At 52.9% G+C, this 26,086-nt stretch carries 21 protein-coding genes and 1 pseudogene; 20 read left to right on the top strand and 2 right to left on the bottom strand.

What is annotated here, in order from left to right; genetic code table 11:
- Position 1: 1 nt before the first annotated feature.
- From dkgB to GTP27_RS17825, 4 genes and pseudogenes are all read left to right on the top strand, one after another.
- Positions 2–142 (top strand): annotated as a pseudogene (gene dkgB / locus GTP27_RS17840) (2,5-didehydrogluconate reductase DkgB); the annotation flags it as partial.
- A gap of 187 nt (positions 143–329) precedes the next feature.
- On the top strand, positions 330–863 hold the full coding sequence (locus GTP27_RS23860; RefSeq protein ID WP_229634142.1) for a PAAR domain-containing protein: 534 nt from the start codon (positions 330–332) through the stop codon (positions 861–863).
- An 8-nt stretch (positions 864–871) separates the two neighbouring features.
- Complete coding sequence (locus tag GTP27_RS17830) at positions 872–1,474, top strand: lysozyme family protein (RefSeq protein WP_229634141.1); 603 nt, start codon at positions 872–874, stop codon at positions 1,472–1,474.
- Positions 1,471–1,992 carry a hypothetical protein gene (locus tag GTP27_RS17825; RefSeq protein ID WP_161040512.1) on the top strand — a complete coding sequence of 174 codons (522 nt, stop codon included), beginning with the start codon at positions 1,471–1,473 and terminating at the stop codon, positions 1,990–1,992. Before GTP27_RS17830 ends, GTP27_RS17825 begins: the two co-directional genes overlap by 4 nt.
- A 387-nt stretch (positions 1,993–2,379) precedes the next feature.
- On the opposite strand, the gene GTP27_RS17820 is transcribed toward GTP27_RS17825, so the two are convergent.
- Positions 2,380–2,784, bottom strand: a complete 405-nt coding sequence (locus GTP27_RS17820; protein WP_161040511.1) for a hypothetical protein — start codon at positions 2,782–2,784, stop codon at positions 2,380–2,382.
- A 36-nt stretch (positions 2,785–2,820) separates the two neighbouring features.
- On the opposite strand from GTP27_RS17820, the gene GTP27_RS17815 reads away from it, so the two are divergent.
- Positions 2,821–3,591 (top strand): N-6 DNA methylase, encoded by a 771-nt coding sequence (locus tag GTP27_RS17815; RefSeq protein ID WP_161040510.1) that lies wholly within the window; start codon positions 2,821–2,823, stop codon positions 3,589–3,591.
- Here GTP27_RS17815 and GTP27_RS17810 read toward each other — a convergent pair.
- Complete coding sequence (locus tag GTP27_RS17810) at positions 3,482–4,441, bottom strand: TnsB C-terminal domain-containing protein (protein WP_229634139.1); 960 nt, start codon at positions 4,439–4,441, stop codon at positions 3,482–3,484. The genes GTP27_RS17815 and GTP27_RS17810 overlap by 110 nt on opposite strands.
- 311 nt (positions 4,442–4,752) lie before the next feature.
- Here GTP27_RS17810 and GTP27_RS17805 point away from each other — a divergent pair, with 311 nt between their 5' ends.
- From GTP27_RS17805 to GTP27_RS17735, 15 genes are all read left to right on the top strand, one after another.
- A complete protein-coding gene (locus tag GTP27_RS17805) occupies positions 4,753–5,304 on the top strand; it encodes a hypothetical protein (protein WP_161040508.1) in 552 nt (183 codons plus the stop codon).
- A complete protein-coding gene (locus GTP27_RS17800) occupies positions 5,297–5,821 on the top strand; it encodes a hypothetical protein (protein WP_161040507.1) in 525 nt (174 codons plus the stop codon). The genes GTP27_RS17805 and GTP27_RS17800 overlap by 8 nt, the downstream gene beginning before the upstream one ends.
- A gap of 101 nt (positions 5,822–5,922) precedes the next feature.
- Positions 5,923–8,139: a secretin GspD/PilQ domain-containing protein gene (locus GTP27_RS17795; protein WP_161040506.1), complete on the top strand. Its 2,217-nt coding sequence runs from the start codon at positions 5,923–5,925 to the stop codon at positions 8,137–8,139.
- Positions 8,139–8,618: a type II secretion system protein gene (locus GTP27_RS17790; RefSeq protein WP_161040505.1), complete on the top strand. Its 480-nt coding sequence runs from the start codon at positions 8,139–8,141 to the stop codon at positions 8,616–8,618. The genes GTP27_RS17795 and GTP27_RS17790 overlap by 1 nt, the downstream gene beginning before the upstream one ends.
- Positions 8,548–8,991, top strand: a complete 444-nt coding sequence (locus GTP27_RS17785) for a type II secretion system protein (protein WP_308495300.1) — start codon at positions 8,548–8,550, stop codon at positions 8,989–8,991. Before GTP27_RS17790 ends, GTP27_RS17785 begins: the two co-directional genes overlap by 71 nt.
- Positions 8,992–9,465 carry a type II secretion system protein gene (locus tag GTP27_RS17780; RefSeq protein WP_161040503.1) on the top strand — a complete coding sequence of 158 codons (474 nt, stop codon included), beginning with the start codon at positions 8,992–8,994 and terminating at the stop codon, positions 9,463–9,465. It begins immediately after the preceding gene.
- 18 nt (positions 9,466–9,483) lie between these two features.
- A complete protein-coding gene (gspG, locus tag GTP27_RS17775) occupies positions 9,484–9,894 on the top strand; it encodes a type II secretion system major pseudopilin GspG (protein WP_161040502.1) in 411 nt (136 codons plus the stop codon).
- A 10-nt stretch (positions 9,895–9,904) separates the two neighbouring features.
- A complete protein-coding gene (locus GTP27_RS17770) occupies positions 9,905–11,089 on the top strand; it encodes a type II secretion system F family protein (RefSeq protein WP_161040501.1) in 1,185 nt (394 codons plus the stop codon).
- Positions 11,090–11,091: 2 nt separating this feature from the next.
- Positions 11,092–12,738, top strand: coding sequence for a GspE/PulE family protein (locus GTP27_RS17765; RefSeq protein WP_161040500.1), 1,647 nt, complete (start codon positions 11,092–11,094; stop codon positions 12,736–12,738).
- Complete coding sequence (locus tag GTP27_RS17760; RefSeq protein WP_161040499.1) at positions 12,719–13,492, top strand: hypothetical protein; 774 nt, start codon at positions 12,719–12,721, stop codon at positions 13,490–13,492. The genes GTP27_RS17765 and GTP27_RS17760 overlap by 20 nt, the downstream gene beginning before the upstream one ends.
- A complete protein-coding gene (locus GTP27_RS17755) occupies positions 13,489–14,007 on the top strand; it encodes a hypothetical protein (RefSeq protein WP_161040498.1) in 519 nt (172 codons plus the stop codon). The genes GTP27_RS17760 and GTP27_RS17755 overlap by 4 nt, the downstream gene beginning before the upstream one ends.
- Before the next feature lie 195 nt (positions 14,008–14,202).
- Positions 14,203–24,378: a tRNase toxin domain-containing protein gene (locus tag GTP27_RS17750; RefSeq protein WP_161040497.1), complete on the top strand. Its 10,176-nt coding sequence runs from the start codon at positions 14,203–14,205 to the stop codon at positions 24,376–24,378.
- 8 nt (positions 24,379–24,386) lie between these two features.
- Positions 24,387–24,869: a Cdi1I family immunity protein gene (locus tag GTP27_RS17745; protein ID WP_161040496.1), complete on the top strand. Its 483-nt coding sequence runs from the start codon at positions 24,387–24,389 to the stop codon at positions 24,867–24,869.
- A gap of 53 nt (positions 24,870–24,922) precedes the next feature.
- On the top strand, positions 24,923–25,441 hold the full coding sequence (locus tag GTP27_RS17740; protein WP_161040495.1) for a hypothetical protein: 519 nt from the start codon (positions 24,923–24,925) through the stop codon (positions 25,439–25,441).
- Positions 25,441–25,803, top strand: coding sequence for a hypothetical protein (locus GTP27_RS17735; protein WP_161040494.1), 363 nt, complete (start codon positions 25,441–25,443; stop codon positions 25,801–25,803). The genes GTP27_RS17740 and GTP27_RS17735 overlap by 1 nt, the downstream gene beginning before the upstream one ends.
- The last annotated feature ends 283 nt before the right edge of the window (positions 25,804–26,086 follow it).

Genomic DNA, 26,086 nt, shown 5'->3' with positions numbered 1-26,086 from the left:
CATGAACAATATTCCTTCTTTTGGCGTCGGCACTTTCCGCCTGACCGGACAGAGCGTGATCGCTTCGGTAGGCACTGCGCTGGAGCTCGGCTATCGCGCGGTCGATACGGAGCAGATTTATGGCAACGAGGCCGAAGTCGGTTAACAGTACTTACTTTCGTTCCTCGTCACTCGCCTCGCCAACTAGAGACCAGAGCAGGAATATCCCTTGTTGCAATGCGCAGATCAAAGTTACCTTGAGCTGCCGCAATACGTGGTCACCTAATCGATCAATAATTTCCTATGGACTAGCTCCTTCAGTGCCGCCTACGCATTATCAAAGGACTCCAATGAAACGCTACACAATCACGCTTGGAGCATCGACTACAGTGGGCGGGAAGGTCATCTCAGCCAGCGGCCACGGCAGCATTAATGGTTTCAAGATCGCACTCGAAGAAGATGTGATTTTTTGTCCGGCGTGTAAGTCGCAAGGAAAGATTGTATGCACCGGTCCGCGAATTACAGAGACGTGGAACGGTGCGAACGTCGCATTGGAAAACGATTTGTGCCTGTGTGGTTGTCCTAGTCCTCCCAAACTTGTGCCGAATCAATCTGTCAGATACCAAATCATCGAGGAATCGGAGACTGATAAGCCACAGACGGCAGTGACCTCGACAGCTGGAGGACCACAAGCCGATGAAGTAGGCATGTTCGATGATAGATATATTCTGATCGACGAAGAGACTGGCGAGCCGCTTATCAACGCCGAATACGCGCTGATGCGGCAGAGCGGAGTTATCGAATTCGGGACAACAGATTTGCAAGGGCACACGCATCTGCTGGCGGCGATGGCAGAGGCCGAATTGATTCAAATATACTCCTGAGGTCAATTATGGAAACGACAGTCACGTCTCCTTCCGGTCGAACTCTTCACCATCGCGCCATCAGACAGACTACGCCTCGTGAGGACAACGAAGCGAAAGAAGTGCGTATTAATATAACTAGGGAACAGCGTGTTGCGAAAAACAAGGAATACTTGAAGAACGCAAATGTTCAGGCATTTCTAAAAGCCATCGGCGAGGCAGAAGGGGGCGGGTATGACTTCAAGTTCGGTGCAGTCAAAGGCAGGAAAAATGATTCCTGGCGATTCACCGACTTCTCGACTCATCCTGGTGCTGGAAAGGGCGGTGTCACGACTGCCGCTGGTTTGTACCAAATTACCAAACCAACGTGGCACGACCACGGAGAGAATGGAATGGGGCTAACAGATTTCACGCCGGAGACTCAAGACCTGATCGCGGTCTCGATCTTGCGTAGACGTCGCGTTATCGAGAAGATTGAAGAAGGCGATATTGAGGCTGGGGTATTTCAGGCATCGCTACAATGGGCTGCGCTGCCCATGGGGCGTGGTCAACCAGGCCGCTATAAGCAGCCCTATTTTAAGTTCGAACACTTTGAGGAAGTCTATAAAGCCGCGGGGGGCACGACCAAATGAGCAGGGTTTTCATAATTGTCGTGGCGTCCCTTGTCGCGCCCTTATTGGTTCACGCCGCGCCAGCGGCTCTGAAAGCTGGTGAGCCCTTTGTCAAAGCGAGAAAGCAGATTTATGCCGCGGGATGGCGCGCTGATCCGCTAGCCCATTTGTCCTCTGGTGAGTATTCGGGGGTGGAAAGGCTGCTGGTGGAACGCGGGTACACCGAAGTCGACTCTTGCAGTGAGGGACTGTCATTCTGCATTTTTCAATATACCAGGGGTGATGCCTGTCTTCGGCTTCAAACGCAAGGGGAACAGATCCGCTTGATGAAGGTGGATCGCTGGTCCAGTGAATGTCGGGAGCGGAGAGCGGATGAAGAAGAAATCATGCCTCCTGCGGACGTAAGGTATCTGATCCAGTGGTGGAACGACTGTGAACTCGCTGGAGAATGCCAAAAAACAAATCGCTTTTTGCTCAAGCTCAAAAGGAAGTATGCGCACGATCCTGCAATTATGCAGATACTCCGATCTGCAAATTAGCAGCTGAATTGCCAATATCCTCGCTCAGTGACCTTGCTTCAGCTTTGATGTCGGGATGAAGAAAATCTATGCATAGTGGAGCCCCCGGGACGAGGTAGCTTAGATGAAACAATAAAAAATAGGAGCACGAGGCTCCTATTTTTTATACTTCGAAGATCTTTTCCTAAGGAGTGAAAAGTTTTGCACTAACTGCGAAACCCTACATCACCCGACAAGTGTAGGTTCTCAAAGAAGTTGAAACTCCCCTCTTGATAAATCAAAGGCATATGCAACTTTTTTGAGAAGGCCTCCAGAGGCCGTCTCAAAATAAACGACATCTGCCTACATTGTTCTCAAAATAATTGAAGTGAGGGTCGTATAGGCGAGTATCCGTTTGGCGGAGATGCGTTAGCGAAGTGTTTGGATTAGTTTAGTGAAGGCTTGTTGTTGGGTATGATTCAGACTCATAAGGCACATGATAATATCATCATCAATATCTAATTTTTTCTTTCCGCCATTACCGTTAATTTCCGTGGGGACAAAGGGTGGGCCCATGCCTGTAATTAACCAGTGTAAGTTGAGCACGGCTCCATTTTTGTTCGTTAGCTTATCTATATTTTCAGCAATGCGTGTCATGTCGGGAAGCGTTTCCCCGCGCCGTATGGCTTGAATTGTCGTAGCATTGGCATATCCTAGGCATCGTGATACCTCTGCTGTCGATAATCCCATCCCCACTTCATACGAGTGCACGAATCGGGCTGCAATTTCCCGAGGAATAGTTTTATTTGTTCGTGGAGTTTTTGGCATAAACATGATAATATCATCTTATATCGATGATGTGGGGTAAAGATGCGTAGCATGCTCGGTCAATACATGACGCCGCAACGACTCGCTACATTCGTGGCGGCGCAAATGAGGAAAAGTGATGTAGTGGTCGATCTCGCCGTCGGCGATGGTGCCTTGCTGCGCGCCGTGGGGAAAAAGCTGCGCGCGGCGTCACTCATCGGATTTGATGTTGACCGATCTATGGTGGCCCGTAGTTCGCAGATTGATCGGATTACGGTCCGACACAGCAATGGACTTACGGCGCATGTCCCTAAAGTCAATTCCACGCAAAGTTTATCGGCTATTGGCAATCCTCCGTTCGTCGGCGACTCAGTTGATCCTCGCGGCTGGATTGAAAAAGTTTTTCCTGATGTCTCAATTAAAAAGGTCGGCGATCGTGCGGAAATCCAGTTTCTTGCACGAGCACTTTCTATCACGCGCGCCAGTGGTGGCCGCGTTGTCTTCGTTATGCCGATTGGATTTGCGGATGGTGATCGGTACGCGCAAGTTCGAGCATCGCTAATGAGGCAATTCAAGGTCGTGCGGTGTGTGGAGGTGGCAGGAGCACCTTTTGATGAGACTGAAGCGCGGACCATTGTGCTGGTGATCGATCCGCAGTCATCGGCACGATATTCGACAGAGATATTGGAGTTTGACTGCGCGACCGGCATTGTCGCGCCGGTGTTCAAAGGAATTCTTGAGCCTGGTGTCCTTCTTTATCCATTGCGTTCTTGGCTGCATTGCGGCGCACACGCAGCTTTTGGGATTGCTTTTCGGTTTCAACGCTTGCCATGATTTGTTGGTAGGCTTTGTGTGCCAATCCGAAATCATCGGCATTCCGTCCTTCCTTGCGGACGAGGGCGCGAGCCTGATCGTAGATGTCGCGGCTCAGTCCGATTGCGTCTTTGTTCGTGCAGGCAACCTTGAGGAAGTGCTTGCGGAATTTATCGAAGACCCAGATAAATCCGAGTTCGTCGCGATAACGTACATCAACCTTCTCATTGGGTTCCAAGCGTTGACGCAGCGGTCCAAGTTCCGGGGTGTTGTAGCGCAGCCCTGGGAAGTCCACACCGTAATGCTGGAGCATTTTTTTGTCGCGCATAGAAAGGATGCATTCCAGTTCGTCCAGATCTGTGGGTAAATGAATCGGCCGCTGAGATATGCCATCCTTCCAAACCTGCATCGGTGTTTTATTCTTCAGTCCCCGATGTGGTTTGATGTGATAGCAGTCGACAATCCATTTCAAAATTATGGATTCCAGCTTGTGCAGTGTTAGGCAAGCGAGTTCTTCGGAGGGGTAATCTCCACGTTCTTTAACGTTTGAGAACGTCGTTCCAGGCAGGCAGTGAATCAGATCGAGATTGAGTGTTTTAAAAAAACGTTCAACCGCGCCTTTCATTTCTGGCCCACGGGCTCGCGGGTACATCAGTTCTATGCCTAGATCGTTGAACGCTAGATACACATTTCCTGCATGGAATTCCGCCGCATTGTCCGGCACGAGCCGCGACGGCAAGCCTTGCGCCGGCCATGCATTTAAGACTTCTGGAAAGCGGGAAAGCCACTCTTGCTTGGGACGGATTGCACGTTCGATCACGCGCAGCACCGACTCTGTATTGGGTGCCCCTAGATGGATGAGAAATGCCATCACCATCCTGCTCGCGCGGTCCAATACAACCGTGAGGTAAGCGCGGCCAGGTGGCCGAGCTACAGGTGCGTGCTGCGATTCTCAATCGCTTCACGCAGCTGGGCAAGCCTATGACGATGGCCATGCCCTAAATCCGTTTGGGGTGGGGGCATCACGCGCTCAGCTGATTTGTGCAACAAAGCCCAAATATTGGGAACACTTTTATGAAAACCGACGACTAGAGCAGTGATTTACATGCATCGTCACCAATCTTGATATTTGATTAATTTCGGGGTAAGATCAAAAATTCTGGGCTGTAAATTGGAAACTCAGTGCAAAAGTCAACAGGCGTGCGATGGCGTGTCGACGCATTTCTTTATATCTGTCGTCGTTGGGTCGAAGCGTATTGCCTACAGGCGGTTCTGCTTGGATTCGGTGTCGCTGCCTGCATCGCTGCGGGCATTTGGATGGTTTCCAATGCCGCCAGTCTCCGTTTAGCGACCGATGATTTGAACCGTTTGCGTGCCGCGCGTCCTATGGTGGATGTAACGGCCACGCGAGTGGCGGCGCCTGTTTTACCATCGTTCGCGTCATCACGCTTGGTCGGACAAATTCACGCAGCAGCAGCGCAGTTAGGCGTCGCTATCGACGAAATCAACCTAACTTTCGAAAATTCGCTCAACCAGCCATTTCTACGCTATCGAGCGAACTTTAAGGTAACTACGCGTTACCCGTCAATTCGATCGTTCGCTGCAATCACACTGGCCTCTTCCAAGGAGTTGGAACTTGATGGGGTGTCCTGTTCTCGTGCCGATTTGAATACGCCTGATGTCACTTGCGACTTCACCGTGTCGGCTCTGTACGAAAGGGACAGTCATGGTTAAGTCCGCGCGACGACGCTGGACAGTGCTGATTTCGCTGTTTGCTGCAACACTCGCGCTTATTGCATTTGCACCCGACGAAGAAGGTAGCAGTGCCATCAGACCACGAAATCGTATCCGTTCAGAAGGGGCGAGCCCGGTGAATGCTCCTGCGGCCTTGGCGATGGTATTAACAGAGGAGGCTGATGGTGATCCCTTCGTAGCGCACGCATGGACCGCACCGCCACCGCCCCCTCCACCTGAGCCACCCAAACCTGCAGCTGTTCAGGTTGCGCAGGAAACAGTGGTTGTCGCCCCTGTCGCGCCGCCCCTACCATTTAAATACGTAGGCAGATTTAGTGACGATAGCGGTGGCGTTATCTATCTCTCAATCGGAGAACAGACTTTGCTTGCGCATGCCGGAGATACGTTGAGCGGCGGTTACAAGATTTTGACAGCGGATGCGTCGCGCATTGAGTTCGAGCACATTCCAACCCAAACCAAACAAACCCTGATGCTCCCGTCTTCACCGGAACTATGAAATACCGAACTTTTCCTCCATTGCACCTGCGACGATTTCTTGCCATTTGCACTTGCACATTTCTCGCCGGCTGTGCGGCCCAGATCCATCATCGCGTTGGCATGTCCGAAATGGAAAAGGATAATTTTGCGCAGGCGGTTGAGGAGCTGCGTCTCGCTGCCGAGATGAAACCCGACGATGTCGTGTACCAGCGTGATTGGCTGCAGAGTCGCGAAAAGGCCACGAATAAACTCATCGCACGTGCTGATGCGGCGAAGGCAGCTGGGCGATTGGATGACGCACGGTCGATTTATGCGACGATTCTGAAGTACGATCCGGCGAACGCGCGTGCGCGTATCGGCCTTGATGATTTGACCGACATCACCCGAGCACTGGGTGACGTGGAGCAGGGGCGTGTCGCGTTGAAGCAAGGTGACCTGGATCGCGCACAGCGGCAGGTCGCGCGCGCATTGGATCGCGTGCCTAATCTCGCACTAGCGCGCGCGCTCAGACGCGACATCGACGAGGCTCTACCACCGGGGCCGCTGTCGCTACCGGGACTAGCGGGCTTATACAAGAAGCCGATAAATCTTGAATTTCGTGATGCTAGCGTGCGCACCGTTTTTGATGCCTTGTCGCGCACGACCAGCATCAACTTCATTTTCGACCGTGACGTGAAGCCGGATGCGCGGACCACCGTCTTCCTAAAGCAGACGCCGCTAGAGGATGCGATCGATGTCATCCTTGCGACTAACCAGCTAGAAAAGAAAGTCCTTAATGCGACCAGTGTGTTGATTTACCCGAACACGCCACAAAAGCTCAAGGAGTACCAAGACTTGCTCGTCAAGGCGTTCTATCTCTCGAACGTAGACGCAAAGACAGCGGCCAACCTGCTCAAGTCTGTCCTCAAGATCAAAGACGTATATGTGGACGAGAAGTATCACATGATTGTCCTGCGGGAGAACGCAGATACGATTGCGCTTGCCGAAAAGCTCATCGCCTTGCAGGACCTCGAAGAACCCGAAGTTATGCTGGAGGTTGAGGTCTTGGAAGTAAACCGGAACCGGTTGCTCAACCTTGGCATTCAGGTCACCGACCAGTTGACCGTGTCGCCGTTGAACGCGAACAGCCTTTCCGGCAGTACTACGGCCAACAACGGGACGACCTCGCCGACCTATAAACTTAGTGACCTACTGCATCTGAATTCGGACAAACTAGGCGTAACGGTTCCAAGCGTAACGGTCAGCTTGCAGAAAGCAGATGGCGATGCCAACTTGCTGGCAAACCCACGTATGAGAGTGCGCGACCGCGAGAAAGCAAAGATCCTCATTGGTGACAAGGTGCCTGTTGTGACTACAACCACGACACCCAACGGTTTCTTGAGTGAAAACATCCAATACCTCGAAGTGGGCTTGAAACTTGATGTCGAACCTGAAATCTTTGTCCATGACGAGGTAGCATTGAAACTAGGTTTGGAAGTGAGTTCGTTGGTCGGTTCGGTCAAAACGGCAACTGGCTCGCAGGCTTACCAGATCGGAACCCGCAACATCAACACTGCGTTGCGTTTGCGCGATGGCGAGACCCAGGTGCTTGCTGGTTTGATCAGCGATGCAGATCGGTCGAACGCAAACCGTATTCCGTTACTGGGTGACGTTCCCTTGCTTGGACGCTTGTTCTCCAGCCAGAAGGATGATCGTCAGAAAACGGAAATCGTCATGTCGATCACACCGCACCTGATACGAAATATCCAGCGTAAAGCGCCAGTCGCTGAGTCGTTCTGGTCCGGTACGGAGGCAACTTTACGTACACGTACAATCCAACTTGGCGTAGTAGGTCAGAGTAGCGGAGCGACGGCGGCCTCGTCTGCGTTGTCGGCACATCCGAGCGCTGCAGTAGCCACGCCAGCGACGGCGGCAATTGATATGAGTGGCCTGCAACTACAACTAAGCGCGCCCGACAAGGTAAAGCTTGGCCAAGTGTTCGCTGTTGAGGTCAAGCTTGATTCCAAACATACCCTGCGCGCGGCACCTCTTCAGCTAGCCTATAACCCAGCCGCCTATGAGGTCATTTCAGTGCAGGCTGGTGACTACTTCTCGCGCGGTGGAAGTCTGCAATTTAGCCATGTCGTCGACAAGCAGAGCGGCCGGATCTCGATTGGATTGTCGACTAGTGATGCGAAAGGATTAGCGGGAGGCGGGGGGCTCGTCAAGGTCGAGCTCAAGCCCTTGTCCGCAAATGTGGAAGGCGACATTGCTGTGATCGCGCTAACGCCGGTCGGTAGCGCGCAGGCAGTAAGCGCACCGACGCTACCGCAATCGGCACATGTGGTGATTGAGTAATGATGCGTTCGTCCGTGCGCGGCTTCAGCCTGGTCGAGTTGCTGGTTTCGGTAGCGATTCTCGGGCTGCTCGCTTCCATCGCTATGCCTGTAGTCGAACTGACTCAGAAACGTCAACGTGAGGCGAACTTGCGTGAGGCGTTGCGCAGTATTCGTCACGCCATTGATGCATATAAGGATGCGAGTGACCATCACCGTATCGCTGTCGACAATGGCGCCAGTGGTTACCCGCCGTCGCTACTGGATTTGTCCAGTGGCGTGACGGATTTGAATAGTCCGGATGGACCAAAGCTGTACTTTATCCGACGTATTCCGCGTGATCCGATGAACGGCGACATCTCGGTTGATGCGATCAAGAGTTGGGGGCTGCGTAGTTTTGCATCCCCCTATGATGCTCCTCGCAGCGGCAATGATGTTTTCGACGTGTACTCGACCTCGACCGAGGTTGGACTCAATGGCATTCCATACAGTGAGTGGTGAGATGCGCGTACGAGGCTTTTCCATGATCGAGTTGATGGTCGCGCTGGCGATTCTGGCGATGATCCTATCGCTAGCGGTGCCGCGCTATTTTAACAACTTAGATTCGTCGAAGGAGAGCGTGCTCAAGGAAGATCTGTTCATCATGCGCGATGCGATCGATAAGTTTTTCGCGGACACGGGCAAGTATCCGGACAAACTAGACGATTTGGTGACCAAGCGCTATCTGCGCAAAATTCCCGTTGATCCATTCACCTTGAGCCCCAATAGCTGGGTAGTCGTCGCTCCGGAAAACACGACGCTGGGCGCCGTCTATGATGTGCATACTAGCGCACCGAATAAGGCACGCGACGGCACTTGGTACAAGGACTGGTAAGTGATGATGTGGCGACATCAGAATGGGTTCACCTATGTGATCGTGATGTTCGCGGTGGCGATCGCATCCATCATGGCATTACGGGCTACAGAGAGCGCATTGACCAATGAGCGGCGGGCGCGTGAGGATGATTTGATAGAGGTTGGCACGGCGTTCCGTAATGCGATCAGGGACTATTACGAAGGTACACCAGGAACATTTAAAGAATATCCGACCACACTGAAAGACATGCTGGACGACGTCCGCACCAGTACACGCCACCGTGAGCTGCGGAGGCTTTATCCAGATCCGATCACCGGCCAGTACAGTTGGGGATTGGTCTATGCGGAAGATGCGAAACATATCATTGGTGTCTATTCGCTATCGACGAAATCACCATTGAAAGTCGGTGGTTTTTCCACGATGTTCGCGAACTTCGCCGGTGCGAAGACCTACCGTGATTGGCAATTTAAATATGTACCTAACCAGCCCTGAACTAAGAAGGAAAATCAAATGAAACAGCGTGGCTTTACACTGCTTGAACTTCTTGTCGTGATCGTGATCATCGGCCTATTGGCGGCGTTTGTCGCACCAAAGTATTTCTCACAGATAGGTAAATCACAGTCGCAGATCGCACGGGCACAGATCGATTCTTTTGATAAGGCGCTGGACCAGTATCGTATCGATGTAGGTCATTATCCGACGACGGAGCAAGGCCTGGCTGCCTTGAATGCGGCACCAACCACCGAGGGCTTATGGCGTGGCCCCTACCTGAAGAAGGATATCCCGCTAGATCCTTGGGGCAATGCCTTCGTCTATCGCACACCATCCACCGTACCCGGTCGCGATTACGATCTGATCTCGTATGGCAAGGACGGCAAGGTTGGCGGAACGGGTGACGACGCAGACATCACGAACAATTGATAGGATCGGCATGCAGTTTCGCGTTAAATCCCTGTCGAGTAATTTTGAAGTTGAAGAGCAGTTGATTGAGGCGGCCGATGAGGCCGAAGTGCGCCGAGTCATTGACGCTGCTGGCACACGTCTGCTTTCTGTGACGCCGATCGGGCAGGGATGGAAGTTCGAATTACGCGGCCCGCAGTTCAATCTGCCGGTCTTTAATCAGCAATTGTGCTCTCTACTTGAGGCGGGACAGCCTATAGTGGATACGCTGGAGATATTGGGGCGCAACGATGTGCGTGGTAGGTATCGGCGCGTCTACGATATGTTGCTTCATGCGCTGCGGGGGGGGAAGCAGCTTTCCGAGGCGATGGACACGATGCCATCGGTCTTCCCGCCGCTCTATGTGGCGATGATACGCTCCAGTGAAACGACAGGTACTGTTCGCACTTCGGTCAGGCGTTACATACACTATCAGAAGCAGGTGGACGAAATTCGCAACAAGCTGGCGGCAGCGGCTGTGTACCCCGCTGTGTTGATGAGCGTCGGCTTCCTAGTAGTCGCATTTTTGATGCTGTATGTCGTCCCTCGTTTTTCGTCGGTTTTCGATGAAGTTTCGACCAGCAGGAAGGTGTCAGCAGGCTTTGTTCAGGTGTGGGGTAGCTTTGTGCGCCAGCATGAAGTGCTGGCCTGGTCAGGCGCCGCTGTGACCGTGGCGGCTATCGTGGCGGCAGTAATTCATCCGGCTGTGCGGGCGATTGTTTTACAGCGCCTGTTGGCCATTCCTTGGATCGGGGAGAAGATGCATGTCCTGCAACTGGCGAGGTTGTATCGCACCCTCGGAATGCTTTTGCGCAGCGGCGTCAGCGTAATCAATGCGATGCGCATGACGACCGACGCACTATCTGTCAATTTACAACCAGCGATGCGCAACGCGATCGAACAGGTGAGTCAGGGGCTTCCGCTCTCGATAGTGATGGCACGGCAAGGCTTGTCCACTGAGCTCGCGAGCCGCTTACTGACGGCAGGGGAGTCCTCGGGCAATCTGGACGAGATGATGGAGCGTATATCCGACTTTTACGATCAGGAACTATCGATGTGGATTGATACGGCCGGCCGGTTGGTCGAGCCTGCACTGATGGTTGGTATTGGTCTTGTGATCGGCGCCGTGGTTGTAATGCTGTATATGCCCATTTTTGATTTGACGAGTACGATTTGACCATGACCTTGCAAATTGATGCGCTGCGGGAAGCGGCGCGCGGACCAGCTGTGGACTGGCTAGACGCGGTCGTTAGTGCGTTTGGTGGTACCAGAGAAGCACGTTTGGCAGAGACGGCCACGTTAACCGGCTACGAACTCGGCGATGCGTTACTGTCAGCGCTGAAGCCGCGCTTTGATATTGCCGGCTATTCGGAAATGCTTGCGCGGCGCGTTGTTATTGGGGTGGATGTAGAAGGGCGCGTGCATGCGATTGTGGGCAAGCCCTTCGACACGACGCTGGGTGTTTGGATGGCGACGAAGCACTTGTCGCTGGCATCTATTTCTTTGGCAGATCCCGAGCAGATCAGCCGCCATATCGAAGCACATGAAGCGAGTTTTAGTGCAGTCGCCGACGCGGTGGGCGAGGATGAAGCGAGCGAACTGACTATCAGGTCAAGTGAGGAACTGACGCTTTCGGCGATTCAAACCGAGGCGAGTCCAGCCGTTAAGTTGGTAAATTCCACGGTTTTCGATGCCTTGCGTTCGGAAGCAAGTGACATTCACCTTGAATCCATTCCTGGCGGGATGACGATCAAGTTCCGTATCGATGGCGTCCTCACAAAAATCGCAGAAGTGGGGAGCGCAATCCTAACGGAGCAGGCTATCGCACGTATCAAGGTGCTTGCGGAGCTGGACATTGCAGAAAAGCGGATCCCACAGGATGGCCGCTTTCGTGTGACCGCCAAGGGAAGGGATATAGACATCCGCGTCTCAATCATGCCGAGCATCCATGGGGAGGATGCAGTCCTGCGTATCCTCGACAAACAGGCATTGATCGATTCGTTGCAGCGCTTAACACTTGACTCGTTGGGTTTTGACCGTGAGACCATCCGCCTTTTGCGGCGCCTAGCGTCAGAGCCTTACGGCATGATGTTAGTTACTGGGCCGACCGGCAGTGGTAAGACCACGACTTTGTATGCCGCGCTCACGGAAATTAATCGCGGCGAGGATAAGTTGATTACCATTGAAGATCCGGTAGAGTATCAATTGCCGGGAGTGCTCCAGATCCCCGTCAACGAAAAGAAAGGCCTTACTTTCGCGGTGGGCCTGCGCTCAATACTGCGCCACGACCCGGACAAGATTCTTGTAGGTGAAATCCGCGATCCAGAAACAGCCCAGATAGCCGTTCAATCCGCGCTGACGGGACACATGGTCTTCACTTCAGTACACGCTAATAACACCTTTGACGTGATCGGGCGCTTCATGCATATGGGGGTCGATCCGTATAGCTTTGTTTCATCCTTGAGCGGTGTCGTCGCACAACGTCTGTTGCGCCAGAACTGTCCACAGTGCAGCGAACCTGTCGAAATTTCGTCCAGCCTGCTGGAAGAGTTGGGCATTACGGATCCCCAGACTTATGAGTTTCGCGCGGGGCGTGGCTGCGCGCATTGCCGCAACACGGGATTTAAAGGGCGGATCGCGATCGCCGAAGTGCTCCGACTGACGGACGAAATCCGCGAGCTCATTATTGGCCGGGCCACCATTCGCGCATTAAAGGCGCAAGCTAAGCTTGAAGGCACGCGCTTTCTGCGCGACGTAGCGCTCGATCTGGTGCGTAGTGGCGCTACGACTTTACAGGAGGCGAATCGTGTTACGTTTGTGGCGTGATCGCTTACATATTGGGCTGTATGGTGAGCACGCAATACTTGCTCGCAATAGCGGTCGAAAGCGTGCTGTTTATTCCGCTCCTCTGGACGGAGATGTGATTGAGTGGTTGAAGGCCGTCGAGCATGTGCTGGACGGCGCCGGCGATTTCTACGCCGGAACACCTCTTACATGCGTCGTGTCTGACCGTGCAGCGATCGTGCATGCCGTGCCTTGGCGAGATGGTTTACGCACAACTGAGGAGCGCATTGGCTATGCGCGCGCATGCCTAGAGCAGATCGGTGCTAGCGCTGTTGACGATTGGGAGCTTCATGTGTCTTTCCGTCGATATAAAGCCCATGGCCTAGTGTACGGTCTGCCCAGAGATTTTCTTGAGGGAATGTTGGATGTGGCGGCACAACGTCGGTTGCGCCTTGTGTCCGTATTACCTGTGTCTGCAGTTGCCTACGATGTACAGCGTCCCGATCTAGGATCTCATACTACATTGGCTTTAATGATTGAGGGGAGCCGTGCGTCGTTGCTGGGGCAAACACGTACAGGCTTGTATTTGCATGATACCGAGCCTTTGGTCGGTACTTTAGATGCGACGCTTCGTCGTCTTTTCACGCGAGTTGGTCTCAATGGCGTATCTATAGCACGTTGCGAGGTATGGGCTCCGGATGCTGATTCGGAAGAAATCAGCAAAATCGTGGCAACGTACGTAGATGAAGGTAGGCTGCACATGCTGCCTAATGCGCAATGGGAGCAGGTGCGATGAGCGGAGAAATTTCCCGACTGCTGCGGCCAAAGGTACGTCACGGGGCTATGTGGCTTGTTCCCGGATCAGTACTGTTAATGATCGCTATAGGCTTGGCAAATGACGCCCTTCGGCAGAGCAATGCAATCGCTCACGTCAGAGATGAAATCGCGCGCGCCAGTGCACAGAGGCAGGCTCAAGAAATCCAGCCCAGCAAGGCAGCGCAGGAAGAGCGCAAGCGCTGGGACGTGCTCGCAGCTGAACGTGCATTCCCATGGCCGAAGCTATTCAAGGCTATTGAAACGGCCATCGACCCGGAAATCGAGCTCCTCGAGTTTCGGCCAGATAAACGCCAACGGACAGCTACTTTACGAGGCGAGGCCAAGACGGCTGAAGCAATTGAACGCTACCTCGACATTCTCGCAGCGGACAAATCGCTGACTCAAGTTTATCTAGTCCGCGAAGCAAAGGTAGCTCACGGCCATTTGATTACGATTGAGTTCGAGATACGCGTAAGTCTGCGCACTTCAACCTGAAGAATTCTATTTGGCGTTGAGCCGTGCCGTTCGCGGCCCTATCGGCATGCCAGATATTGCCAAATACAGAATATTTTTTGCAAATTTCTGTGGCGCATTATTGCAAAAATGTGCATACTATTATAATAGCTAAAAAAGCAAACTTGTTTTTGTAAAAATTAATCTGACTCCCTGCAAATTTTTGGAAAAATCCCGATGCGATTGTCCAGCCTGAATGCTGTCTCGAAAACGATAGAAGTACTGTTGCATTTTATGCAGCACCTGCGGTCATTAGCCTTGGTAGTAATATTTCTTCTGTTCAGCCTAATCAGCGGAACTGCATCGGCGATCAACAATGCCAGTTTTGTTTCCTGGAGCGGAGTACCGAGCTCTATGGCGCCTGGGCAGACAGCCAATGTAACCGTGATCATGAAGAATACTGGTACATCGGTTTGGCAAGCAGGGAGTGACTTTAAGCTGGGGTCGGCTAATCCTTTTAATAACTGGAACTGGGGCACGAGTCGGGTGCTGTTGAGCTCCGATGTCGCAGCCGGTGATTCCGCTGTGTTCAGTTTCACGATTACTGCTCCGTCAACACAGCAAACTTACTATTTCCAATGGCAGATGTTGCAAGAAGGGGTGGCATGGTTTGGCCAAATGACGCCTAGCCAGTCCATCAGTATCGTCGCGCCTACGCCTGTTTATGGTGCCTCTTTCGCCGGACAGTCCAACGTGCCAACTCAGATGGTAGTTGGGAAAAACGCTACTGTGTCGATCACAATGACCAACACGGGTAATACAAATTGGACAAGCGCTGATCAGTTCTATCTTGGAGCTCAAAATCCGGTCAACAACTATAACTGGGGTTTGAATCGGGTAAGTGTCCCCGGCACTATCAAACCGGGTCAGTCTGCCACTTTTAGTTTTACTATCACTGCGCCAAGTACACAAGGAAGCTATCACTTCCAGTGGCAAATGTTGAAGGAGGGGGTAACTTGGTTTGGCACAGCGTCGACCGATACCGTCATTCCCGTCACTTTGCCGCCTGCTCCCACCGTTTCGATTAATCCTGTTTCGCCATCGTCGGTCAGTTCGGCTTCGAACAGCTATCCTGTTTCGGTGAGCGGAACAGCTTCGGCAGCAAGCGGAGCTAGTCTGAAGGAGATCGATCTTTACGACACCTATAATGGTACGACAACAAAGATAGCAGGGCTGACCACGAATCTGACTTCACCCAGCTTTAACGTGACGCTGAGTGGATACGGCGCCCACACGCTGCAGTTGCAGGCAATTGATACAAACAATTCGACAGGGCAAAGTGGCACTACTTCGTTTGTGCTAAACGCACCAGCCGACGATGCGAGCTATTCTGGTCAGAACGTGCCGACGCAGGTCCAGGTAAGTACTAGTTTCCCGGTTTCGTTCACCATGACCAACTCAGGGACGACGACTTGGGCTAGCGGCACGTATACCCTGACCGATGGTGTCACTACATGGGGCACGACAAGTATTCCACTGGGGACTTCTGTCGCTCCAGGCCAGAGCTACTCGTTTACGGGCAATCTGACGGCACCTTCGACTCCAAGCTTGACAGGATATACGATGAGCTGGCGCTTAGCCAAAAACGGAGTTGCGTTCGGTAGCGCGACGCCGAACACAACGGTGAAAGTGGTGCCACCACCGCCAACTGTCAGTTTGAGTAGCCCATCAAGTAATTACAGTGTACTGACCTCTAACACCAGTACGACATTGTCAGTAAGCGGCACAGCGGCCGCTGGCACCGGTGGTAGCCTTACCGAGGTGGACGTGTATGACACATATAACGGTACGACTTCTAAGATTGGCGTCGCGACCACCGGCCTTAGCGCGCCGAGTATCTCTGTCACTTTGAATGGGTTGGGTATTCACGTCCTGAGGCTTCAGGCGATTGATAATTTTGGTCAATCTGTACCATCGGGTACTGTCACGGTCACTCTGAATGCGCCAGGCGTACCCACGGTGTCGCTGACTTCCCCAACAGCAACGGGGCAATACTATTCGTCTGGCAGTACTCCGACTATTCAAGTTACGGGTAGCGCGGCACCGGCAGCCGGCACCACTATCACTCGCCTTGATGTGCTGGAGGGAAGCACGACGCTCGCGACTGTCAATACTAGTTCGATCAGCCAGAAGATCGCATTGGCGGCAGGCCAGCATACGCTTACGCTCTTGGCGAAAAACAACTATAACAATACGAGTTCGGCGAGCGTGACGATCAATGTTGGCACGGCAGTCAGTGGTAACAGTGCTGTCTTCGTTTCGCAGACGGTTCCGAATACGATGCGTGCTGGCCAGCCGTATAGCGTGCCTGTTACCTTTATTAACAATGGTACGACGACCTGGACGCCTTCGGGGATCAATGCTTATCGCTTGGGCGCTATCAATCCGAGTGATAACCTAAATTGGAATTCCGTCGCGCGCACGCAACTAAGCGGCCCAGTTGCGACCGGCGAGCAGGTGACGTTTATGGTGCCAGTTACGGCGCCAGCCCCGGGCACTTACCATTTCCAATGGCAAATGGTGCAGGAATATGTGAATTGGTTTGGTACGCCTTCTACAGATGTGTTAGTAACGACGGCTAATGGCGTCGGCCCAACAGCGTCGTTGACAGCTACGCCGACGAATGCTCGCATGAGTGGAACTACCCCTGTTACGGTTACTTTCACCGGATCTGGTGCGGAGACTCCTACAACTGTTACCAAGCTTGAGTTGTTCGCTGACCCGAACGGACTGGGCTTTGTTTCCGCCCCGGTCAACACCGTAACTGGTAACGCAGCTAGTCTTTCGATGACTTATAGTGCCGCCCTAAATGCCGGTATCTATCGTTACAAGATTCGCAGCACTGACAGTGCGGGCATCCAAACAGATTCGCTACCTGTTCTGATCAACATTACCAACAGTTCGCTGTTGGGGCAGGTCAATGGTGTGCGTGTCGACAGTAGCTCAGTACCGCAATTGAATGGCTGGGTATGCCGTGACACGAGCACCGAAGCGTTGGCCTACCAGGTGCTGACCAATGCCCCGACCCTCGCGACAGGTGGAAAGGTGGTGGCTAGTGGCACTGCTAGCGATTCGACGGATAATGAAAACAGCGCAGCGCAAGCGGCGTGTCATACGCCCGGCACAGCACATCATTTCAATGTCGACCTCACGACGTTGAACGGAGTTGCTGCTGGAACCCCGCTGTATGTGGCGGCCAAGACCGTCGACGGCACCAGCATCATCTTGCCGTGCGCGGATGGTAACTGCGTAATGCCATCTGGTCTACGTATTGCGTTGACCACGCCGAAGAATGGTGATGTCTATCACGGTACTTCCCCGGTGTTCGCACGCGCGACAATGAACCTTGATGGTCCCTACGACGAAGTATCGTTCAATATTGGTGGGCAATGGGTCGTTGGTGTCGCCGATACGCCATCGAGGATGTATTGGGCACGTCGCGATCTTGAGCCGAGTAGCTCGCCCTACCCGGTACAGGCCAAGGTACGTCAGGGCACGACATTGCTGTATAGCCCAGTAAACTTTGTTAATGTGATCCCGGCGCCGGATGTGACGGTCTCACTTAGTGCGCCTGCCAGCGCGAGCCTGAATACCATGCTTACCTTGAGCGCAACACCCACACCGGCAACAAGCGTATCAAGCGTGAAGTTCTTCGCCAATGGATCCGTGGTCGCGACTGGAACGAACAATGCTGGTGTGTGGACGGCTCAATGGACGCCTACGACGGCTAATTCCTTTGCGATGACGGCCATTGCCTATGATGGCAACGGCACCGTGTTGGCGACCTCGAGTGCTACTAATTTAGTAGTATCGGCGTCGGTGTCTTCCTCAACGCCGATCGCCGTTGCGATCACTCCTCCGCATCTATCAAATGGCGATGCAGGCACGTTGCCGGGCGAACTCTCGGTTAGTAACGACGGTGCGGCGACCTATAGCATCGACATCGTCGTCCCGCCAGGTACGGCGGGCTTGGTTCCTCAACTATCCTTTAATTACAGCAGCCAGGTAGGTAACGGTCCATTGGGAGTAGGGTGGCGCTTGGGGGGCATGTCGTCGATCCATCGCTGCGGTAAAACGGTTGCGCAAGATTACGTCAATGATCGTATTGGATTTGGACAGTCCGACCGTCTTTGCTTGGATGGTCAGCGTCTCGTACTAGTTAACTTGCCTCCGTCAGACGCGAACTATTGGGCATCCAACGCCGAGTATCGTACAGAAATTGATAGCTTTAGCCGTATCACCCGTTTGGGCAGCGGCTTCAAGGTTGAGGCCAAAGATGGCCGCATCATGACATATGGCGTAAAGCCCGATGGCACCACTTCGACAAGCCGCGTGTCAGCGATCACTGGCATCGTGAACGCTGGTACCACGTATTGTAAAACCCCGACCAGCATGGTCTGCAATTCTCCTGCCAAGTCGGATGCATTGTCGTGGGCGCTCGATTCTATCAAGGATCGCTTTGGTAACTTCATTGCTTATGAATACACCCAAGATCCGTCTACGGGCGAGCATCGTCCCGATACCATTCGCTATGGTGGCAATGGGATGTCCCCGCATGCCGCTGTGAAGTTCACTTTCGAAGATGTTGACCGCCAAGACAGTTGGACCCGCTACGTCGACGAGGCACGCAACGACTTACGCCGTCGCCTGTCCAAGATCACAACGTACGTGGGCTCGAGTCTGACTGGCGATGTTGCCTCGTCTGGTACCCCGGTGCGCGAATACTCTTTGGCTTACGAATACAGCCCTAGCAGTGGTCGCAGTCTACTCAACTCAGTGTCACTCAGGGCGCGCAGCGCAAACGGCACATGGACGACGTTGCCGGCGACAACCTTTGCATGGGGCAAACCAGACAGCGGGAAAATGCCTGGCTTCGTTTCGAAAGGAAACTGGCCTGGTGCGCCAGTTTTGGTGACGCACAACAGCACGGCGAAGTACCACCCTGAATACTTCGCATTTGCGGACTTTGAGAATCACGGTTACGTTGACGCATTAGAAAAGCGTATCGCAGACACAACCAAGCCGAAAGTAACGATAGTCACGGACAACCCGATTCAGCCAGATACGCTGGCTACGCGTTATCGCTACTTCCACAACAATGGCACTGGCTACGACCAATACTATTACACCCTGAGCACGGGCAAGGCTTTCGCTGTACTGGCCACCGGCGACTTCAATGGCGACGGCTCGCCCGATCTGTTGGTGGCGATGGTTGATCCCAACAACTCAAACGCGCGCATCGCGAAAATATGTACCTCCCCGCTTGGTAAAGGCGAGAACGTGCTCGGCGCCCCTGGCAGTACGATCACCTTTAATTGCGACAACAATCTGGGGGCATATGGTAGTAACTCGCAGTCGGGTATGCCATTCGTGGTCGACGTATTAGGTAATGGACGCTCTGCGCATTACAGCAAAGTGGCTGTGGACGCCAATGACAACTATTACGCCACGCTGTGCATCGATATAGACTGCAAGATAGACAATTCTCCTCCAGTCACAGTACTTGGCCTTGAGCGTCCAGAGGATGGAGATTTTCCGCAGGTACCCGACAATACCTATACTCGATTCGAGGAGATGGTGGACTTTGCTGGTGTGGGCAAACCTGCCGATGTCCGCTGGTCTTGGTCTCACTTCATCTTCCGCAGTTCAGGCGATGGAGGTACATCTCCTGTGCAACTGTCGACTTGGTACGGTCTAACTCCGACGATCATCGTGCCAGGCTTCCACGCGAGTGGCGTGCTGAACGATGGCGGGCTGACGAGCTGGACATCGTCTACCACATATGGGCCATATTGTACTAACTTGATTGGCTGCGGAAACATCCATCCGTACTACTTCCATCCGCCGCGCCCAACCGCGACTGTGGCTGCCGACTTCAACGGTTCAGGTTACAGTGGCTTGCTGTTTGGCTTTGTCGAAAATGGCACGGACGCGAATGGAAAGGCAATCTGGACCAAAGCTCAGACGAACCTCTGTCTGTCCACAGGTCGTGGACTCGACTGCGGAATTTCTACGACCAACAGCGGCGCGGGTAGCTATTCTCCAATCGCAGCTGTCGGCAATTTCGTTGGCGATGGCATGCCCGCCGTGCTGACCAATAATATGAACATGTGCCGTGTTACTGGTGACACGCGCACGTCGAATGGTTTCACCCCGAACATTGTCTGTTCCCCTTGGATTGGTAATATCCCTGCGGAAAGCGACGATACGTCGATGGTCGATAAATTGATGTTCCTCGACTTGAAAGGGACGGGCCGTACCCAGATGGTGATTTACCATCCCGGCAAATTCGACGCTAACAATGTCTGGCAGCCGAACGACACTTGGGAGGTGTTCGAACCGATTGATATGGCGAAGGATGGTCAGGCGCTTGATCGTATTCACCAGGTAACGAACGGTTTGAATGGCGTCTCTTCCGTGGCTTATGCTGATGGCTTGCCTTCTGGTGTGGTCTCACAATCGGGCACGATTAAACCAGAAATGACGCGCCACATCACCAGCAATGTAGGCAAGATCGTTAAATCGATCACCCGTACGAACGGCGTCGCGGGTGATCATACGATCTCCTACACTTATCAAGACGCTCAGGTTGATACCTCTGGTCGGGGTTCGCTGGGTTTCGCAAAAGTGACGGCGGCGGACAACCTGACAGGTATCACCACGACAACCGCGCTGCGCCAAGATTTCCCATTCACTGGTATGCCCAGCGGTACGACGGTAGCGGCTAGTGGCGTGACCTTGACCGCAACAACGAATGTCTACAAAACATTGGATATTCCACAGGATAATGGTGTTAAGACGAACTTTGCGTACCTCAACGAGAGTACCGTCCTGCGCGCTGACTTGAATGGTTCGAACCTAGGCAAAGTCTGGACTCATGGAGTCAGCTACGATAATTGGGGTAACCTGTTGACCTCGACCGTCGAAACATCCGACGCCTCAGTTTCTTCGGCGGCCACACAAACGTTCATCGCGACCACCACCAACGACTATCCGATCAGCGTCGATAAAGCGAATTGGCTGATTTCGCTGCTGCGATCGGCGAAGGTAGAACGTGCACAGACAGGCGATCCGACGGCAATCACACGCGTAGTGGGATATACCTATACGACTGATAACACTGGCCAAGTCAAGGCGATGACGGAATCAACCCCCAATGATTCGGCACTGACGGTGACGACTGAATTTACACGTGCGCCTGACAGCAATGGTAGAAGTTTTGGCCTTGTGACGACAAAGGCAGTCTCGTGGACTGATCCTTTAGACAACAGCCTGGTTACTCGCAGCGAGGCCACGGACTACGACGCTAATGGCCGCTATCCGACTAAGTTTACGAACGCTGTTCGTCATGTTGAGAATAGGACTTACGAGCCGGGAACCGGTGCATTGGCGAGCGTGAAGGATGTCAACGATCTGACGACGACCTACACAAACGATGGCTTTGGTCGCGTGATTAGCGAAACGCGAGCTGATGGTAACGTCTCGTACCAGTATCGCAAACAGTGCGATGGTGCTTGTCCATCTGGTGCGGTGATGGCGCAAATTACCGAGCATTTCAAAGGCAACTTGCGTACCACGGTGCCGTCCATAGTTTATAAAGACAATGTCGGCCATACCTTGCAGACGAAGACTTGGGGCTTTGATGGTGCCCCCATCACGGCAGAGCAAAGTTACAACGATGCGACGCTGACCTACACCACGACCCAACCGCACTTTGAAACGCAGGCGTCTGTGTTGGCAAAGACCGAGATGCGCGACGTGTTGGGCCGAGTGATCCAGACTACAACCAAGGACGAGCAAGGACTTGATGTGTCTTCGACCGCGAGCTACCAAGGATTTGTGCGAGACTTGAAGAATGCGCGCAATTACCATCAAATAGAGACTCGCGATGCGCTGGGACAATTGTGGAAGGTGGTTGACGCCAAGAATGGTACGACGCTATTCGGACACGACGCGTTCGGAAATCTGACGCAGACGATAGACCCGGACACCAACGTGATCAACGTGGCGTTCGATCCGATGGGCCATCGCATTTCGATGAATGACCCCGACCTAGGCCTGATAACCTACAAGGTTGATGCAATCGGCCAAGTGCGCCAGCAGCAGACCGCTGAGCAGAAAAAGCAGAACGTATCGACGACGATGACCTATGACGGAATTGGTCGCATGACCGCCCGCGTGGGTGGGGGCGAGGACGAGCACTGGACGTTCGATACTGCGACTATGGGTACAGGGAAGTTGTATGAGGCCTACACCCTGATCAGAGGTGTGAAGGATTACAGCCGCATCCATACGTACGACAGCTTTGGACACCCCCAGAGTACGAGCATCAAACTCGACGTGACGTATGTGACTACCGTGGGTTACGATGATTGGAGCCGTCCGATCACAACGACTTATACGCGTGGTACGGACGCACCCAAAGTCTATGACCAGCGTTATAACGGCTACGGGTATTTGTACCACCTCGAATCTAGCGGCCAGACACTGAGAGACGTGACGAAACAGGACGCAGCGTTGCGTGTACGCACCGTCGCGTTAGGAAATGGCGATAAGAGCACAAGTGACTACAACGATTACACGGCACTGTTGACGGGTGCGACGGTACAGAACAGCAGTGGCATCGCCCTGCTCACACTGGGCTACCAGCACGATGCGGTTGGTAACGTGACTACACGCACCCAGTATTGGAATGGCGGCGCAGGCTTCTCGGAGACCATCACCTATGATGAACTGAACCGGATCTGGACCAGTCAGGTATCCGGTCAAGGGCAACAGGTGTTCACTTACATGGCCGGCGGAGGCATCCTGACCAAGACCGGCGTCGGTACCGGCAACTACCAGTACGGCACACAGGGATCGGGGGCGGTACGTCCACACGCTGTCAAGAGCATTGACGGCTTGGCCGGCATATTCACCTACGACGACAACGGGAATCTGTTGACAGGTCGTGGTCGCACGGTGACGTGGACGCTGTTTGACATGCCGGCTACGATCTCGAACGGCACATCCAGTAGCACTTTCGCTTATGGTCCTGAGCGCCAACGCGTACGCGAAACGCGCAAGGATAGCGTCATCGTGTTCGCAGATGCGCAGGAGGTGGAGCTTGCTACGGACGGTATCACCGTGACGTCGGTGAAAACTTATTGGCCTGGCGGCGGTGGATTTGACCTCGATAAACCCAATCAGGCGGCACAGCGCAATTGGGTGCATAACGATCAGCTGGGCAGCGTGGTTGCAATCACGGACGGAAGTGGTGCGCTGAAGGTGGGCGATGAGTTATCTTACGATGTCTGGGGCAAACGTCGTCCTGGCACGGGCGCAGCCCCGAGCGAGTTCTCGGCGCGAAGCTTGGCGCCGAACGCTACGGACAACAAGGGCTTCACTGGTCATGAGATGCTGGACCAGCTCGATCTGGTTCACATGAATGGTCGAGTGTACGATCCGTACACGGCGAAATTCTTGTCAGCCGACCCGCTGGTGCAGGATCCAACCAACGGACAGAACTACAACCGATACAGTTACGTTCTCAATAACCCGACGAATATGATCGATCCGACGGGGTTTTCAGGCGATTGCTCAGGCTCGAAGTCAGGCTTGACCGCAATGGGTTGCGGCTCTTGGAAAGTTGTGGGGGACTTTTTTTCCTACGCTGAGAAAGCGCTTTTGGGCGGTGAAACGAAGGCGGATGTAGCGGCCTCAGTGGGATCGGGAACAATCCGCGGTCCAAGCGGCACTGACAATGAAAACGTCAAGTCTCAAAAATCGGCAGACAAAGGAGTCATTGGTAAGGCATGGGACGTAGTCAAAGGTGCTGCCATTGGCCTTGTTGAAAACGCAGCGGCTGATGCGCATGACATGCCAATGGGCGGACGAGGACGAGAGCTTGGGTTGGATATGCCAACACCAAGAGAGATGTGTGGAGGATGCGATTATAAACCTGGTCAAGTTCTGCCGGCGCCAGCAAATGCTGAACAGGAATTAGGTCGTGATTTGGCGCCCATTGTATCGATAGTCATTAGCGGCGCGCGAAGGCCAAGCCTGTCTGGCCTGTCGTTCGGCCAGATGCGAACGGCATTGGAGACAGCACAGGAGGCGTACAAAGGTAGCACAGCTATCGGACACGCACTTTCAAAACACGCTGGACGTAATCCGCAGATTTGGGGACGAATGTCCGGGGCAATGAAAACATGGAATGCTCAGGCGATGACACACTTTAGAGAGATTGTTCGCGCACCTGGTGAGTTTCAAGAAAAAGCCTATGATGGAATTAAATTCCTTGAGAAGCGATTGGAAGACGGCCGAGGTATTCGACTAAATATGGATTCGACCTTCAAAGGCTTCATTGATTGAGAAAATACATGAACAATTCTTTCGAAGTTGTGTTTGAAAAAGTACCACCACAGAAAATTGGCGAGCTTGTTAGCGAGCTTCTATCTCATGCGAGCGAGGCCGAGTGTATCGAATTTTCCGAAGAAAATGCAGCGGAAGACAGTCGTGCCATTACACCGGATCAGTTAGCTGACAGGCTATCGACCGGATCGGACTTGACGGCGATGATTCGTGTACGACGCTTCACCACACGTGCTGCGATTATTGATCCCGTACTGATAAGAGCGATCAAGTATGGCAACCTTGTTGATCTGGAAATTAGCTTCGATGTCGATGTCGATGAGGGGGAAAAACCAACGGAGATAATGCAAGCTTTGCACGTGTATGCATTAGACATCGCAAGGTTGTTTTCGACGGGCGATGTGTACGGTGGAATGGAGCCTGCTATGGATTGCGCGACTAGATACTTTACAAATTCTCAGTCTGGCCCGCTCCCACTTAGCGAGAATTAGATTCGGCAAACAAACCTGACAAGATCTACACCGAGACTATCCAGCAAGATCCAGTGTTTCCGAACACGATCCGTCATACTGCACGTGAAGTGAAGCAGTCACCGAACTATGCAGATCAAAATGTCGGCACCATGCTGGAGATTGCATCGGTTGGAGCTACTGGTGGATTGGCAGCATCAGGTGTAAGGGCTTATCGTCTATATCGTTGGTCTCAGATAGCAAGGTGGAATGATCGACAGGCCGCACGTAACCGCGCTGATTTCGAGAAATATAAAGATGCTTTGCGCGCAGAAATGGAAAAGCCACATACCGAAAATCCTGCGCTATCAGATTTAATGGATACTCTTTATCGCGAAAATGCTACTGTAGGTAGTGGAAGTACGGCAGCTGCCGTTCGTCAGGAACTGGAAACAGGCATGCCTGTAGGTGGTGCCTTCCATTCTCAGAAGGCTCAAGATAGTATTTCGGCACTGCAACGCTGGCTTTCTAAAAATCCTGCTGCAAGTCCTGGTGATCGTGCTGCTGCGGAAAATGTTATACAAGATATGAGCAATGCTTTAAGAGGAAAATAATGGGTGATGCTTGTGCAAACTTCGTGAATGAATTGGTGACACTTCATCCTTCATTGGCGGAGAAATTAATTGAGGTACGGGAATATTGGGCGCCAGATGAGCCTCCTATAACAATTCTCTTTGGTGAAATTGGTCGTCAAATTACTAGCGAATTTGTTTACAATCCTGAGAATATAGGAAGAGATGTTTTTAATCTAATAAATGCTGGAATGGCGGGAGATGGATTGTTATTAACAGCTATTGCTACTGGACTGATAGAGAGTGTCGTTTCTAACATTAAAGATGAATCAGTTCGCGAAATATTTCTTGGCCAACTGGGTGAGAAGGCGCAGGCGCATGCCCGAGCTTGGATTGGTAAGTAATTTTACTTTTTTGAAACTGCGTTATAGAAGAGATCGCGGGAGACCCGCACCCCATTTTTAGATCTACACACATGACGCACGCTGACACGAGCCCTCAAAAGCTCCCGTATGCTGTTGAATTTACGGGGGAAATCGTGTCAGACACTTTACTGCTCGTGGACCTGTCAGGAATTTTGTGTGCCGGGGTCGCGGTTCGTAGTTAATTAATCGCGTTGGTGAAGCGTTCCCCAAACAGAATGGCAAACTGGTTTGCTGCCATCTTCCAAGTTCGCTGCGGCATCTT

Origin of the sequence: Duganella qianjiadongensis, assembly GCF_009857915.1 — a bacterium.
Lineage (GTDB): Bacteria > Pseudomonadota > Gammaproteobacteria > Burkholderiales > Burkholderiaceae_D > Rugamonas > Rugamonas qianjiadongensis.
This window is presented reverse-complemented; position numbering and strand designations above follow the sequence as displayed.

Bases quoted from the DNA above. Each gene is read 5' to 3' on its own strand.
- GTP27_RS23860 (WP_229634142.1), top strand. From the start codon at position 330: ATGAAACGCTACACAATCACGCTTGGAGCATCGACTACAGTGGGCGGG.
- GTP27_RS17830 (WP_229634141.1), top strand. From the start codon at position 872: ATGGAAACGACAGTCACGTCTCCTTCCGGTCGAACTCTTCACCATCGC.
- GTP27_RS17825 (WP_161040512.1), top strand. From the start codon at position 1,471: ATGAGCAGGGTTTTCATAATTGTCGTGGCGTCCCTTGTCGCGCCCTTA.
- GTP27_RS17820 (WP_161040511.1), bottom strand. From the start codon at position 2,784: ATGTTTATGCCAAAAACTCCACGAACAAATAAAACTATTCCTCGGGAA.
- GTP27_RS17815 (WP_161040510.1), top strand. From the start codon at position 2,821: ATGCGTAGCATGCTCGGTCAATACATGACGCCGCAACGACTCGCTACA.
- GTP27_RS17810 (WP_229634139.1), bottom strand. From the start codon at position 4,441: ATGGCATTTCTCATCCATCTAGGGGCACCCAATACAGAGTCGGTGCTG.
- GTP27_RS17800 (WP_161040507.1), top strand. From the start codon at position 5,297: ATGGTTAAGTCCGCGCGACGACGCTGGACAGTGCTGATTTCGCTGTTT.
- GTP27_RS17795 (WP_161040506.1), top strand. From the start codon at position 5,923: ATGTCCGAAATGGAAAAGGATAATTTTGCGCAGGCGGTTGAGGAGCTG.
- GTP27_RS17790 (WP_161040505.1), top strand. From the start codon at position 8,139: ATGATGCGTTCGTCCGTGCGCGGCTTCAGCCTGGTCGAGTTGCTGGTT.
- GTP27_RS17785 (WP_308495300.1), top strand. From the start codon at position 8,548: ATGATGTTTTCGACGTGTACTCGACCTCGACCGAGGTTGGACTCAATG.
- gspG (WP_161040502.1), top strand. From the start codon at position 9,484: ATGAAACAGCGTGGCTTTACACTGCTTGAACTTCTTGTCGTGATCGTG.
- GTP27_RS17770 (WP_161040501.1), top strand. From the start codon at position 9,905: ATGCAGTTTCGCGTTAAATCCCTGTCGAGTAATTTTGAAGTTGAAGAG.
- GTP27_RS17765 (WP_161040500.1), top strand. From the start codon at position 11,092: ATGACCTTGCAAATTGATGCGCTGCGGGAAGCGGCGCGCGGACCAGCT.
- GTP27_RS17755 (WP_161040498.1), top strand. From the start codon at position 13,489: ATGAGCGGAGAAATTTCCCGACTGCTGCGGCCAAAGGTACGTCACGGG.
- GTP27_RS17750 (WP_161040497.1), top strand. From the start codon at position 14,203: ATGCGATTGTCCAGCCTGAATGCTGTCTCGAAAACGATAGAAGTACTG.
- GTP27_RS17745 (WP_161040496.1), top strand. From the start codon at position 24,387: ATGAACAATTCTTTCGAAGTTGTGTTTGAAAAAGTACCACCACAGAAA.
- GTP27_RS17735 (WP_161040494.1), top strand. From the start codon at position 25,441: ATGGGTGATGCTTGTGCAAACTTCGTGAATGAATTGGTGACACTTCAT.